Below are 14,279 nucleotides of genomic sequence, written 5' to 3' on the forward strand. Positions count from 1 at the left end.
GACGGCGCCACAACTGGTCTTACTCCGTGCTGCCCGACGAGCCCCGATCTCCCGGGTGTCGAGCGGCTGACGCAGCACCGCGAGGACTCCTCGAACCGATCACGTGGCCGGACCGCTCACGCCAGGAAGACGGTTGCCTGCCCGGCAAGATCGAGCAGCGGCTGCGGCACGATACCGAGCAGCAGCGTGATCACGGCGGTCACTGCGATGGTGACCGTCGTGAGCACGCTCGGCATCACGATCGCGGGGGCATCCGACGGTGGATCGCGGAAGAACATGAGCACTATCACCCGCACATAGAAGTAGGCGGCAATCGCGCTCGCGACCACGCCGACGATCACCAGCGGCACCGCGCCACCCGAGATCGCAGCGCTGAACACGCTCAGCTTTGCGATGAAGCCGCCGGTGAGCGGGATCCCTGCCATCGACAACAAGAACAGTGCGAACGCGCCGCCGAGCACCGGTGAACGACGTCCCATTCCCTCCCAGCGCGACAGGTCCCAGGCTTCGCCGTCGGGGTCGCGGATCAGGGTGACCACCGCGAACACACCGATGGTGCCGATCCCGTAGACGGCCAGATAGAACAGCGTCGACGAGATGCCCTGCTCATTGGCGGCGACGACACCGGTGAGCACGAAGCCGGTATGGCTGATCGCCGAATACGCCAGCATCCGTTTGACATCGGTCTGCGTCACTGCCAGAACAGCCCCGACAAGCATCGTGGCGATGGCCACGGCCCACAGGACCGGGCGCCACTCCTCGCTCAGCCCCGGCACCGCGACATAGAGCACGCGGAGCAGCGCCCCGAACGCCGCGATCTTCGTCGCTGCGGCCATGAATGCGGTCACTGCGGTGGGCGCGCCTTGGTAGACGTCGGGTGTCCACGAATGGAACGGCACCGCACCGATTTTGAACAGCAGGCCCACCGACAGCAGACCCACACCGATCAGGGCGATGTTGTCACTGCCACCACCGGACTCCACGGTGTCGGCAATTCCCGTCAGCGAGATCGTTCCCGCGTAGCCGTAGAGCAACGCGACACCGTAGAGGAAGAACGCCGACGAGAACGCGCCGAGGAGGAAATACTTGAGTGCCGCCTCCTGCGACAGCAGTCGACGTCGCCGCGACAGCCCACACAGCAGATACAGCGGCAGGGAAAGCACCTCGAGTGCGATGAACATCGTCAACAGGTCATCCGCGGCGGGGAAGAGCATCATGCCACCGACTGCGAACAACGCCAGCGGGAACACCTCGGTACGTGTGATGCCCGCCTCGATGGCTTCGCGTTCGGCGGCGCTACCGGGTACCGCCGCGGCCTGCGGAGCGAACGCGTCGGTCGGGGCCCGGTCCGATCCGGCACCGACCGATGCGCCTGCGGCGTCCGAGGCGACCATGGCATCCGAAGCGACCACGGCATCCACCGCGGTCCGGGCACCCTCGATACCCCGTTCGGCAATGAGCAGGGCCGCGAGGACAGACACCACCAGAATCACGCCCTGCAGGTACAGAGCCGGGCCGTCGATCGCGACCGCACCGGCCGCCGTCGTGCTCTCGGTCCCCGCAAGCAGGACAACCGCGACGAGCGCTGCAACGAGTCCCCCGAACGTGAGCGCGAGATGGCTCGCGTAACGTCCGCGAACGGGTACGAACGCCTCGACCACGACACCCATCACCGCGACCCCGAACACGATGAGCATCGGGCTGAGCACGCCGTAGTCGATATCGGGCGCGGGAAGTGCCTGCGCGAGAACGGCAGTACGGTCGAGACTGTCGAAGGATCTCACTTGTGCGTACCTCCTCCGGAGCCGACGACGGTCTCACCTTCGGCCACTGGTGTCTCGGGTGGAACAATCGGTGCGGGATCCTGCTCGCCGACCGTCACGAGCGTGTGGTCCACCGCGGGAGTGATCACGTCCAGCACCGGTCTCGGGTAGATCCCGAGGACGATCAGCAGGGCGATCAAAGGGGCCACGACGAGGATCTCGCGGGGGACGAGATCGGTGATCGAGGTTCCGTGCGTCTCGACCGCATCCTGGTCCTGCGGCGCCTCCGGTGCTGATCCGGGATAGAGGCGCACCGGTCCGCCCATCATGCGCTGGTAGAGCCAGAGGACGTACATCGCAGACAAGACCAGCGCGATGGTCGCGATGATCGCCGCGACCTGATACCGCGGATAGGTGCCGACGAAGACGAGGAATTCGCTGACGAACGGTGCGAGACCCGGCAATGACAACGTCGCGAGACCCGCGACGAGGAACGTTCCTGCGAGAATCGGGGCGATCTTCTGGACTCCTCCGTACGCCGCGATCGCACGAGATCCGCGCCGCGAGACGAGGAACCCTGCAATCAGGAACAGCGCAGCGGTGGAGATGCCGTGGTTGACCATGTACAGCGTCGACCCGGCCTGGCCCTGACTGGTCATCGCGAAGATCCCGAGAATGATGAACCCGAAGTGCGAGATGGAGGTGTACGCGATCAGTCGCATCACGTCGGTCTGCCCGATTGCGAGCATCGCGCCGTAGACGATGCCGATCACCGACAGGGTCACGACCAGCGGTGCGAAGTAGACCGAGGCGTCGGGGAACAGTTGCAGGCAGTACCGGAGCATCCCGAATGTGCCGACCTTGTCGACCACCGCCATCATCAGCACCGCGGACACCGGGGTGGTCTGCACCGCGGCGTCGGGTAGCCAGCTGTGCAGCGGCCACAGCGGCGCCTTGACAGCGAACGCGAACATGAATCCGAGGAACAGCGCATTGAGGACGGCGGGAGTCGCGCCGAGCTCACCCGACGATGCTGCGTCGACGATGCGTCGGAAGTCGAACGTACCGACGGTGCCCGACTCCCCCAGCCCGGCCTGCGCGGTGACCACATACAGCCCGATGACCGCGGCCAGCATGATCAGACCGCCGAACAGGTTGTAGATCAGGAACTTCACCGCCGCTCTGGAGCGTTGGGCCCGTTCACTGCCGCGACCGCCGAAGCCGCCGATGAGGAAATACATCGGGATGAGCATCGCTTCGAAGAAGATGTAGAACAGCAGGATGTCCAGGGAGACGAAGGAGACGAGCACCATCGCCTCGACGAGCAGGATCAACGCTGTGTAGGTGTGCGCGGCCCGGGGGCGGGAAGCGGGGGCGGCCTCCACGCTGGCATGGCGATCGTCGTCCCATCCGGCGACGAGGAGCAGCGGTACCAGCACCGCGGTCAACAGCACGAGTACCAGCGCGATGCCGTCGACGCCGAGCGTGTAGCCGGCGCCGAACGCGGGGATCCACGTGTGCGATTCGACGAACTGGAACTGCTCGCCGCCGGGTTCGAACAACGCCGCGAGCACCACCGCGACCGCGAGGGTCAGCAGACCGGCAACAACGGCGACGCTCTTGGCGAAGGTCCGCATCCGAGCGGGCAACGCGAGAACGACGACGGCACCGGCAACCGGGAGCACCCACAGAATCGTCAACCACGGAACTTCGTTCATGCTCGGCTCACCCCCTCACAACCGCACCAACATCATCGCTGCGGCCACAACGGCCGCACCGGCGAACATGTACAGGGCATAGGACCGGACGAAGCCGGTCTGCAGGCGTCGCAACGAACTGGACAGGGCGCCGACAACACCCGAAATTCCGGAGACGACGCCGTTCACACCGGTGTTCTCGACTGCGACCAGCGTGCGCACCATGCCCTGGCCTGGTCGCATGAACACCGCTTCGTCGAACGCATCGCCGTAGAGGTCGTTGCGCGCTGCCACGGTCAGCGCCGACACATCGTCGGGGGCCGTGTCGGGGATCCGGCGGGTCGCATACTCCCGGTACGCGACTCCGACACCGACGAGGACCACCGCGAGTGTCATGAGCGTGACCAGCCACACCGGCAGACCACCCTCGTGATGCGCGGACCCGACGACCGGTTCGAGCCAATGTTGCAGTGACCCACCGAGAACGAGCAAGCCACCGGCTGCGACCGAGCCCACGGCGAGCAGAATCATCGGCCACACCATGATGCCCGGGGATTCGTGAGGATCGGCATCGTCATTCCAACGACGTTCCCCGAAGAACGTCATGATCATCACGCGGCTCATGTAGAAGGCGGTCAGGCCTGCGCCGAGCAGAGCAGCGGCACCCAGAATCACGCCCTTCGCGCCGGGCTCGGCGAACGCCACTTCGATGATCTTGTCCTTGGAGAAGAAGCCTGCGAAGGGAGGGACGCCGATGATCGCGAGATACCCGAGTCCGAATGTGACGAACGTCAGTGGCATGAGCGTGCGCAGACCTCCGTAGCGTCGCATGTCGGTCTCGTCGTTCATCCCGTGCATCACCGATCCGGCGCCGAGAAACAGGCCGGCCTTGAAGAATCCGTGAGTGAGCAGATGCAGGATCGCAAAGGCATAGCCCGCAGGGCCGAGCCCCGCCGCAAGCACCATGTACCCGATCTGGCTCATCGTCGACGCAGCGAGCGCCTTCTTGATGTCGTCCTTCGCGCAACCGATGATCGCACCGAACAGGAGTGTCGCGGTGCCCACGACGACAACCGCGAGTTGCGCCGCGGGTGCTGCATCGAAGATCGCGTGGGCACGGGTGATGAGATAGACACCTGCGGTGACCATGGTCGCGGCGTGGATCAGCGCCGACACGGGTGTGGGACCTTCCATCGCGTCGCCGAGCCACGACTGGAGCGGCAGCTGCGCGGATTTCGCGCATGCGGCGAGTAGTAACGCCAAGCCGAGTGCGGTGATCGTGCCCTGGTCCGCGAAGGGAACTGCAGCGAAGACCTCGTCGTACGACAGCGTGCCGAAAGTCGCGAACATGACCATGAGGGCAATGAGCAGACCGATGTCGCCGACACGGTTGACCACGAATGCCTTCTTCGCCGCGGTAGCCGCGGTGGGTTTGTGCTGCCAGAACCCGATGAGAAGGTACGACGCCAATCCGACGCCCTCCCAGCCGAGATAGAGGCCGAGAAAGTTGTCGGCGAGCACGAGCAGCAACATCGTGGCGAGGAACAGGTTCAGGTACGCGAAGAAACGGCGTCGGGCGGGGTCGTGTGCCATGTAGCCGATCGAGTACAGGTGGATCAGCGAACCCACCCCGGTGATGAGGAGGACGAAGCACATCGACAGCTGATCGAGCTGCAGACCGAAGTCGACCTGCAGGCTCTCGACGGGAACCCACACGAACAGGGTCTTCTGTGCTGTGCGTTCCGCGGTCGCGGCGCCGAGCATGTCGGCGAAGGCGACGAGTCCGAGCACGAACGAGGCGAGCGCGGTGGCGCATCCGAGCAGATGCCCCCACGGGTCACTGCGGCGCCCGGCCAGCAGCAGTACGGCGGCGCCCACGAGCGGCAGAACCGGAATCAGCCAGATGATCGTGGCGATCGACGAGCTCATGACACACGTCCTCTCGTCGCTTCCTGTGCGGTCACACTCACCGTCCTGACGGTCAGTACTTGAGGAGATTGGCGTTGTCGACCGACGCCGAACGGCGGCTCCGGAAGATCGTGACGATGATCGCGAGTCCCACCACCACTTCCGCGGCCGCCACGACCATCGTGAAGAACGCGAACACCTGGCCGTGCAGATTGCCATGCATCCGGGCGAACGTGACGAACGCCAGATTGGCAGCGTTGAGCATCAGTTCGATGCTCATGAACACGACGATCGCGTTGCGTCGCAGCAGCACTCCGGATGCGCCGATCGTGAACAGCAGCGCGGACAGATAAAGGTAGTTCTCCGGATTCACACCTGATCCCCCTTCTTGGTGGTCTGCCGGACCGGGTCTTCCTCCGGGGGGCGTCCCCTCTCCCGAAGGGTCGCCGGACCGGGCACTCCCAGGTCGGTTGGTTCCCAGCCGCGGCCGATCCGACGGAGGAGTGGCCCGACGGACTCGTCGGAGAACGAGCCGTCGGGCAGCAGTGCCGGGACGTCGGCTGCGTTGTGCCGTGCATACACACCGGGCGGGGGCAGTGGGGTGACCCGACCACCCTCTCTGAACCGGCGTTCGGCCAACTCCCGTTGCGTTTCCCGCGGCCGGACGCGTTCGCGGTGTGCGAGCACCATCGCGCCGACAGTTGCGGTGATCAGGAGCGCTCCGGTGAGTTCGAAGGCCCATACGTAGTCGAGGAAGAGCAGTTCGGCGAGCGCTTCGACGTTGCCCGCCTCGTTCGCGTCGTCGAGACCGACGAACGCCGTGGTCGCTGCGTTCCCGAGGCCGCCGACAAGCAGGATCCCGAATCCGAGTCCGACCACGATGGCGAGAAGTCGTTGCGCTCGAAGGGTTTCCACGAGCGAGTCGGACGAGTCGATACCGACCAGCATGAGTACGAACAGGAACAGCATCATGACGGCCCCGGTGTAGACGACCACCTGGACTACACCGAGGAACAATGCGCCCTGCGCGATGTAGAAGATCGCGAGCACGATCATGGTCATGGCGAGGAAGAGCGCGGAGTAGACCGCTTTCGCTGCGCCGACCACACCGAGCGCCCCGACCACAGCGACCGTGCCGAGGATCCAGAACTGCACCGCCTCCCCGGTCGACGTCGCGTCGGCCGCGAGCGCAGCGGCGGTCACGATGCCTGCTCCGCGTCACCGTCAGCTCTGTTCGAGGAGGCGTCGGGCGCGGCCACGGTACCGCGGTAGTAGTCGTCGTCGGTTGCTCCCGGCGCCATCGGATGCGGCGGGGCAGCCATTCCGGGTTCGAGGGGAGCGAGCAACCGGTCCTTCGTGTAGATGAGGTCGGTGCGGTTGTCATCGACCATCTCGTAATCGTTGGTCATGGTCAGCGCACGCGTGGGGCACGCTTCGATGCACAGGCCGCAGCCGATGCAGCGCAGGTAGTTGATCTGGTAGTCCCGGCCGTACCGTTCGCCCGGCGAGTAACGCTCGGTCTCGGTGTTGTCGGCACCCTCGACGAAGATCGCGTCGGCCGGGCACGCCCATGCACACAACTCGCAGCCGATGCATTTCTCCAGCCCGTCCGGATAACGGTTGAGTTGATGCCTGCCGTGATAGCGCGGCGCGGTCGGCGTTTTCACCTCGGGGTAGAACTCGGTGTTCGGCTTCTTGAACATCGTCGAGAGGGTCACACCGAAACCCGCCAGCGGACCCAACAGTTCAGACATCGATTTTTCGGGCATCGCTCGCCTCCTTGGATGTGGCTTGCGCGGACGGAGCCGGGATCGGCGGAACCGGGAATCCTCCGGCCATCGGGTCGAAGTCGGACCTACTCGGCGGGCTCGGCGCGCGCCGTTGTCGATCGCCTCGGCGGGAACGGAACGTCAGGTAGGCGAACACCACTGCGGTGAGGAGTGCGCCGGCGACGATCAGGGTCGCCGAGCGAGGGAGGATGTCGTCGTCTGCGAGCTGTCGTACGACAGCGACGACCATCACCCAGATCACGGCGATCGGGATGAGCAGTTTCCATCCCAATGCCATGAACTGGTCGTATCGGAGTCGCGGAAGCGTGCTGCGCAGCCATACGAAGACGAACAGCACAGCCCACACCTTGAGGATGAACCACAGCACCGGCCACCATCCGGAGTTCGCCCAGCTACCCATGTTGAAGGGCCAGGGTGCGTGCCAGCCGCCGAGGAACATCGTGGTCGACAGCGCCGAGACGGTGGTCATGTTCACGTATTCGGCCAGCATGAACATGGCAAAGCGCAGCGACGAGTATTCGGTGTGGAAACCTCCGACGAGTTCGCCTTCGGCCTCGGGGAGATCGAACGGTGCACGGTTGGTTTCGCCGACCATCGACACCGAATAGATCAGGAACGACGGAATCAGCAGCACGATGTACCACAGACCGTCCTGCGCGGCGACGACCCCCGACGTCGACATCGTGCCGGACAGCAGGAACACCGCCGCGAAGGTCAGGCCCATGGCGATCTCGTACGAGATCACCTGTGCCGTCGAACGCAGCCCGCCGAGGAGTGGGTAGGTGGACCCGGACGCCCAGCCTGCAAGGACGATGCCGTAGACCCCCACCGAGGTGACAGCTAGGATGTAGAGGACGGCGACCGGAAGATCGGTCAACTGCAACGGTGTGATGTGTCCGAACACCGACACCGAAGGACCGAACGGGATCACTGCGAAGGCCATGAACGCGGGTGCGGTCGCGATGACCGGTGCCAGCAAGTAGATCGGTTTGTCGACGCCAGTGGGTGTGATGCCTTCCTTGAGGCCGAGTTTGATACCGTCCGCGACGGTTTGGAGCAGGCCTTTCGGGCCCACCCGGTCGGGCCCCACCCTCATCTGCATCCAGGCCATGACTTTACGTTCGGCCAGGATCAGCACGAGCGTGGTGAGAACGAGGAACGCGAAGATCACGATTGCCTTGGCTATCACCAGCCACCACGGATCGATGCCGAACATCGACAGGTCGACTTCGTGCGCGCTGACGCTCGGGGATGCTCCGACGGTCATTGTCGTGCCTCCTCACCGGCGGCTGCTGCGGCGCGGATCCGCACGATCGCTCCTGCGTCGACGGCGAGTCGTTCGTGCACTTCCGACCCGGCAGTGTTCATGGGAATCCACACGACGCGATCAGGGAGGGTATCGATCACCGCGGGGAGGGTGATCTCGCCACGCTCCGTCGATACCGTCAGTGGGTCGCCCTCACGCACACCCACCTCGTCAGCGGTCGCGGCGGACATGCGCGCGACGGGTGCCCGCGCGGTCCCGGCAAGGTGTGGTTCGCCGTCCTGCATGCGTCCGGCGTCGAGGAGCATTCGCCACGTCGACAGAACCGCCTCACCCAGAACAGGTTTCGGTGTCGCTACCGGCCTTGCTGGAGAAAACTCGACGTGGGAACTGCGCCGTTGCCCCAATTCGACGAGTTCGGCTCGGGCGGCTGCCGCATCGCGGATGCCGAACGGGATGCCCATCGTCTCGGCAAGTGCGTCGAGGATGCGGAGGTCGGACAATGCCCCGGTGTCGCGTAGTGCGACCGGGAACGGCCGCTCACGTCCTTCCCAGTCCAGGAAGGTTCCGGCCTTTTCGACGACGGGGGCGACCGGGAAAACGACGTCGGCCCGGTCGGTGATGTCGCTGCGGCGGATGTCGAGGCCGACGAGGAACGCCGCGGAGTCGAGTGCGGCGCGGACAGCGTGCGGATCGGGTAGGTCGGCGACGTCGACGCCCGCGACCACCAACGCGGCGAGGTCGCCGGCTGCCGCGGCAGCGAGGATGCCCGCAGTGTCGCGACCGGGACCCTCGGGTATCGGTTGTATGTCGGGGCCTGTGCCCCAAACCGATTCGACTTCGCGTCGCGCCTCGGCATCGGTGACTGCCCGTCCACCTGGAAGGAGGGTCGGGAAAGCGCCTGCTTCGAGCGCACCTCGGTCGCCCGCGCGGCGAGGCACCCACGCGAGCCGTGCACCGGTCACGTCGGCGACGCGCACGATCGCGCTCAGTGCGCCGGGCGCTGCAGCGAGCCGCTCCCCTACCAGAATGATCGCGCCGTCCCCCCGCAGCTGCCCAGCGAGTTCCGGACACCCCCCGGAGCACAGGTCGTCGAACACTCGGGCCTCATCACCGGGGACGCATTCGAGAAGGGCCCCGGACATCTTCTCCAACCCTCGGCTCGCATGCGACGCCACCGACCACACCGCCGTCCCCCGCTTTCGGACGGCCTTGCGCAACCGCAGGAAGATCAGGGGTGACTCCTCTTCCGGTTCGAGACCGGCCAGGAGCACGGCAGGGGCCTTCTCGAGGTCGCCGTATGTCACGGACATCCGTGTACCTGCGATCCGGCTCCCGAGGAATCCGGTCTCCTCTCCGGTGTGTACGCGTGCCCGGAAGTCGATGTCGTTGGTCCCGAGCGCAATGCGTGCGAATTTGGCGTATGCGTAGGACTCTTCCCAGGTGAGGCGTCCGCCGGTCAGCACACCCGCGTTGCCGCGGGCGGCAGTGAGCCCCCTGGCCGCAACGGTGAGCGCGGCAGGCCACGACGCCGGGACCAGGACTCCTGCAGAGTCTCGGATCATCGGTCCGGTGAGCCGGTCGGGTTCACCGGCATAGGTGAACGCCCATCGTCCCTTGTCGCAGTTCCATTCCTCGTTCACCTCGGGATCGTCGCCGGCGAGACGGCGCATCACGGATCCGCGACGGTGGTCGGTGCGTTGCGCGCAGCCTCCGGCGCAGTGCTCGCACACACTCGGGGTCGAGACCAGGTCGAACGGCCGGGCCCGGAATCGGTAGGAACTGCCGGTGAGCGCACCGACCGGGCAGACCTGCACGGTGTTGCCGGAGAAATACGATTCGAATGGTTCCTCGGTGTAGATACCGACCTGTTGCAGGGCACCTCGTTCGAGCATGTCGATGAACCGGTCGCCGGCGATCTGATCGGAGAACCGGGTGCACCGGGCGCAGAGCACACATCGTTCCCTGTCGAGAAGAACCTGCGACGAGATGGCGATCGGTTTGGGATAGGTACGTTTGACGTCCTCGAAGCGGGTCTGCGGTCGGCCGTTGGACATCGCCTGGTTCTGCAGCGGGCATTCACCGCCCTTGTCGCACACCGGGCAGTCGAGAGGGTGATTGATGAGCAGCAGTTCCATCACGCCCTGCTGCGCTTTGTCGGCCACGGGCGATGTGGCCTGCGTACGCACGATCATCCCGTCGGTGACGACGGTGGTGCAGGAGGCAAGCGGCTTGCGCTGTCCTTCGACCTCGACGAGGCATTGTCGGCACGCTCCGACCGGGTCGAGGAGCGGATGGTCGCAGAACCGGGGGATCTGAATACCGATGAGTTCGGCGGCCCTGATCACCAGAGTCCCCTTGGGGACTGTGATCTCGCTTCCGTCGATTGTGGCGGTGACGAGGTCGACGGGGGTCGTGCCGTCGGCTCCCGTCTCGGCTGCGGCGGTCATCGGCTTTCTCCTCCGATCGCGTGCACACCGGGCAGCGTTGCCAGGCGGTGCTCGAACGGGCATCCTCCGTGCTCGAAATGTGCGATGTATTCATCGCGGAAGTAGGCGAGTGAGGACGTGATCGGGCTGGTGGCGCCGTCACCGAGCGCACAGAAGGCGCGGCCGAGGATGTTGTCGGCGATGTCGAGTAGTTTCTCGAGGTCGGCTTCGGTGCCGCGTCCGTGTTCGAGCCGGTGCAGGATCTGTTCGAGCCAGTACGTCCCCTCGCGGCACGGGGTGCACTTCCCACACGACTCGTGCGCGTAGAACTCCGTCCACCGCAGCACGGTGCGGACGACACACGTGGTGTCGTCGAAGATCTGCAGTGCGCGGGTGCCGAGCATCGACCCGGCTGCCCCCACACTCTCGTAATCGAGTGGAACGTCGAGGTGTTCGTCGGTGAAGATCGGAGTGGACGAGCCCCCCGGTGTCCAGAACTTGAGACGGTGCCCGCGACGCACGCCACCGGCGAGGTCGAGTAGTTCGCGCAGGGTGATACCGAGCGGGGCCTCGTACTGACCTGGGTTGTTGACGTGGCCCGACAGCGAGAACATGGCGAAGCCAGGGGATTTCTCGGTACCCATCGAGCGGTACCACTCGACACCGTTGCGGATGATCGGTGGCACGTTCGCGATGGATTCGACATTGTTGACCACGGTCGGGCATGCGTACAGACCCGCGACCGCGGGGAACGGCGGTCGCAGACGTGGCTGTCCGCGACGGCCCTCGAGGGAGTCGAGCAGGGCGGTTTCCTCCCCGCAGATGTATGCACCGGCGCCCGCATGCACAACCAGTTCGAGGTCGAAGCCGGAGCCGAGAATGTCGCGGCCGACATATCCGGCGTCGTAGGCTTCGGCGACGGCGGCCTGCAGCCGTCGCAGTACCGGTACCGCTTCACCGCGTAGATAGATGAAGGCGCGCGCTGCGCGGATCGCGTACGCCGAGATGATGACACCTTCGATGAGCGCGTGCGGGGTCGCGAGCATCAGGGGGATGTCTTTGCAGGTGCCCGGTTCCGATTCGTCGGCGTTGACGACGAGGTAGTGCGGCTTTCCGTCGCCCTGAGGAATGAACGACCACTTGGTGCCGGTCGAGAATCCGGCCCCACCGCGTCCACGCAGACCGGATTGTTTGACGTCGTCGATGACCTCGTCGGGATCCTTGTGCAGCGCGACCTGCAGTGCCTCGTACCCGCGGTGGCGCCGGTATGTCTCGAGAGTCCAGGACCGGTCCTCGTCCCAGTATTCGGTGAGCACGGGAGTCAGGGTGGAGTCGAGTGGCTCATCGTGCACGACGGGGTCGTCGGTGACGGGAGGCGCCTTCATCTTCTTGTCTCGAGCGACGCGCAGACCGACGACCGACGGCTCACCAGCGCTGCCTCCGGCTTCGAGTGCCCCTGGACGAGTATCCGGAAACCCCGCAAGGAGACGCGCGGTGTCGCGGAAAGTCCGCAACGGCGCGCCGCGTGTGGGTTCGGGGGGCGTCCCGGCCAGCAGATCGTCGACGAGCGCCGTTGCCGAGTCGACGGTGCGATTGTCGAACAGTTCCCAGTTGACGGTCATCACCGGCGCGTAGTCGCATGCGGCATTGCATTCGATGTGTTCGAGCGTGATCGCGCCGTCGGTCGTGGTCTCGCCGTTGTCCACACCGAGGCGGTCGCAGAGCGTGGCGAAGATGTCGTCGCCGCCCATGGTCGCGCACAACGCGTTGGTGCACACACCGACGTGGTAGGTGCCGGTCGGAGATCTGCGGTACATCGTGTAGAACGTGGCGACGGCGGCTACCTCGGCCCCGGTCAACCCGAGATGCCCGGCACAGAACTCGATACCCGCCGGGGAGACGTAACCGTCTTCGGACTGCACGAGGTGCAGCAGCGGCAACAGCGCCGACCTGCTCTGCGGATACCGGGCGATGATCTCCAGGGCGTCGACGTCGAGGCGGACGCGGACATCGTCGGGATAGCTACGACGATCGCCCGGCCGTACGAGCAGGACGTCTTCCTCCGGGCGCGGGCCGAACGGAATCAACACCGGTTCGGCCGGCACGATGTGCTCGGTACTGCTCATCTGTCCACTCCCCCCATCACCGGGTCGATGCTGGCGACCGCGGCGATCACGTCGGAGATCATGCCGCCCTCGCACATCGCGGCGACTGCCTGCAGATTCGTGAACGACGGGTCGCGGTAGTGCACTCGATAGGGGCGGGTACCGCCGTCGCTGACCATGTGCACTCCGAGTTCTCCACGGGGCGACTCGACCGCGACGTACACCTGACCGGCGGGCACCCGGATACCTTCGGTGACGAGTTTGAAATGATGGATGAGATCTTCCATCGAGGTGCCCATGATCGTGCGGATGTGTTCGAGCGAGTTGCCGAGTCCATCGGCGCCGAGCGCCAGTTGCGCCGGCCACGCGATCTTCCTGTCCTGCACCATCACCGGCCCCGGCCGCAGCCGATCGAGACACTGTTCGACGATCTTGAGGGACTCCCACATCTCCTCTACCCGGATCAGGTAGCGGCCGTAGCAATCGTTTCCGGTGTGGGTGACGACGTCGAATTCGTAATTCTCGTATCCGCAGTACGGTTGTGCCCGGCGAAGATCGTGCGGGAGTCCCGTGGCGCGCAGTACGGGGCCGGTGACGCCGAGCGCCATGCACCCGGTGAGGTCGAGGTATCCGATCCCCTCGGTCCGCGCCTTCCAGATCGGATTGTCGTTGAGCAGTAACTCCATGTCGCGCAATCGGCTCGGCATGAGTTTCAGCAGGTCGCGGATTTTGGGCACGGCCTCGGAGGGGAGGTCCTGCACGAGACCACCGGGCCTGATGTAGGCATGGTTCATGCGCAGACCGGTGACGATTTCGAACACTTCGAGGACGAGTTCGCGTTCACGGAACCCGAACAACATCGGTGTGGTGGCGCCGAGTTCCATGCCACCGGTGGCGAGGGCCACGAGGTGAGACGAGATGCGGTTGAGTTCCATGAGCATCACACGGATGATCGACGCGCGTTCGGGGATCAGATCGGTGATGCCGAGGAGCTTCTCGACACCGAGGCAGTAGGCGCCCTCGTTGAAGAACGGCGACAGGTAATCCATGCGGGTCACGAACGTGACGCCTTGCGTCCAGTTGCGGAACTCGAGATTCTTCTCGATTCCGGTGTGGAGATAACCGATTCCGCATCTGGCGTCGGTCACCATCTCGCCGTCGATCTCGAGTATCAGACGCAGTACGCCGTGGGTGGACGGGTGCTGCGGGCCCATGTTGACCACGATGTGGTCTTCTCCTGCGGCGCGTGCTGCAGCACTGATCTCGTCCCAGTCCTGGCCCACCGCGTCGTAGACGGTTGTTCCCGTGTCCGACTCCATCGCA

The 14,279-nt window shown here is 65.2% G+C and carries 10 protein-coding genes; all 10 read right to left on the bottom strand.

Going from position 1 to position 14,279, the window contains the following annotated elements; translation table 11 throughout:
• Positions 1 to 116: 116 nt before the first annotated feature.
• The 10 genes from nuoN to nuoD are packed head-to-tail and all read right to left on the bottom strand — an operon-like array spanning position 117 to position 14,275.
• Positions 117 to 1,784 (bottom strand): NADH-quinone oxidoreductase subunit NuoN, encoded by a 1,668-nt coding sequence (gene nuoN, locus MWU77_RS18495; protein ID WP_308198821.1) that lies wholly within the window; start codon positions 1,782 to 1,784, stop codon positions 117 to 119.
• Positions 1,781 to 3,481 (bottom strand): NADH-quinone oxidoreductase subunit M, encoded by a 1,701-nt coding sequence (locus MWU77_RS18500; protein WP_247274440.1) that lies wholly within the window; start codon positions 3,479 to 3,481, stop codon positions 1,781 to 1,783. Before MWU77_RS18500 ends, nuoN begins: the two co-directional genes overlap by 4 nt.
• 15 nt (positions 3,482 to 3,496) lie before the next feature.
• Positions 3,497 to 5,389, bottom strand: coding sequence for an NADH-quinone oxidoreductase subunit L (gene nuoL / locus MWU77_RS18505; RefSeq protein ID WP_247274441.1), 1,893 nt, complete (start codon positions 5,387 to 5,389; stop codon positions 3,497 to 3,499).
• Between the two features lie 52 nt (positions 5,390 to 5,441).
• Positions 5,442 to 5,741, bottom strand: coding sequence for an NADH-quinone oxidoreductase subunit NuoK (nuoK, locus tag MWU77_RS18510; protein WP_054719375.1), 300 nt, complete (start codon positions 5,739 to 5,741; stop codon positions 5,442 to 5,444).
• Positions 5,738 to 6,571 (bottom strand): NADH-quinone oxidoreductase subunit J, encoded by an 834-nt coding sequence (locus MWU77_RS18515; RefSeq protein ID WP_247274442.1) that lies wholly within the window; start codon positions 6,569 to 6,571, stop codon positions 5,738 to 5,740. The genes nuoK and MWU77_RS18515 overlap by 4 nt, the downstream gene beginning before the upstream one ends.
• A complete protein-coding gene (gene nuoI, locus MWU77_RS18520; RefSeq protein WP_247274523.1) occupies positions 6,568 to 7,122 on the bottom strand; it encodes an NADH-quinone oxidoreductase subunit NuoI in 555 nt (184 codons plus the stop codon). Before nuoI ends, MWU77_RS18515 begins: the two co-directional genes overlap by 4 nt.
• Entirely contained in the window at positions 7,115 to 8,425 is a 1,311-nt protein-coding gene (gene nuoH, locus MWU77_RS18525) for an NADH-quinone oxidoreductase subunit NuoH (RefSeq protein ID WP_247274443.1), read from the bottom strand. Before nuoH ends, nuoI begins: the two co-directional genes overlap by 8 nt.
• Complete coding sequence (locus MWU77_RS18530; protein WP_247274444.1) at positions 8,422 to 10,872, bottom strand: NADH-quinone oxidoreductase subunit G; 2,451 nt, start codon at positions 10,870 to 10,872, stop codon at positions 8,422 to 8,424. Before MWU77_RS18530 ends, nuoH begins: the two co-directional genes overlap by 4 nt.
• A complete protein-coding gene (nuoF, locus tag MWU77_RS18535) occupies positions 10,869 to 12,977 on the bottom strand; it encodes an NADH-quinone oxidoreductase subunit NuoF (RefSeq protein WP_169686658.1) in 2,109 nt (702 codons plus the stop codon). The genes MWU77_RS18530 and nuoF overlap by 4 nt, the downstream gene beginning before the upstream one ends.
• On the bottom strand, positions 12,974 to 14,275 hold the full coding sequence (nuoD, locus tag MWU77_RS18540; protein ID WP_247274524.1) for an NADH dehydrogenase (quinone) subunit D: 1,302 nt from the start codon (positions 14,273 to 14,275) through the stop codon (positions 12,974 to 12,976). Before nuoD ends, nuoF begins: the two co-directional genes overlap by 4 nt.
• Positions 14,276 to 14,279 lie beyond the last annotated feature (4 nt).

It is taken from the genome of Rhodococcus sp. F64268, assembly GCF_023015605.1.
In the GTDB taxonomy this organism is placed as follows: domain Bacteria; phylum Actinomycetota; class Actinomycetes; order Mycobacteriales; family Mycobacteriaceae; genus Rhodococcus.

Bases quoted from the DNA above. Each gene is read 5' to 3' on its own strand.
- MWU77_RS18530 (WP_247274444.1), bottom strand. From the start codon at position 10,872: ATGACCGCCGCAGCCGAGACGGGAGCCGACGGCACGACCCCCGTCGAC.
- nuoF (WP_169686658.1), bottom strand. From the start codon at position 12,977: ATGAGCAGTACCGAGCACATCGTGCCGGCCGAACCGGTGTTGATTCCG.
- nuoI (WP_247274523.1), bottom strand. From the start codon at position 7,122: ATGTCTGAACTGTTGGGTCCGCTGGCGGGTTTCGGTGTGACCCTCTCG.
- MWU77_RS18500 (WP_247274440.1), bottom strand. From the start codon at position 3,481: ATGAACGAAGTTCCGTGGTTGACGATTCTGTGGGTGCTCCCGGTTGCC.
- nuoD (WP_247274524.1), bottom strand. From the start codon at position 14,275: ATGGAGTCGGACACGGGAACAACCGTCTACGACGCGGTGGGCCAGGAC.
- nuoL (WP_247274441.1), bottom strand. From the start codon at position 5,389: ATGAGCTCGTCGATCGCCACGATCATCTGGCTGATTCCGGTTCTGCCG.
- nuoH (WP_247274443.1), bottom strand. From the start codon at position 8,425: ATGACCGTCGGAGCATCCCCGAGCGTCAGCGCGCACGAAGTCGACCTG.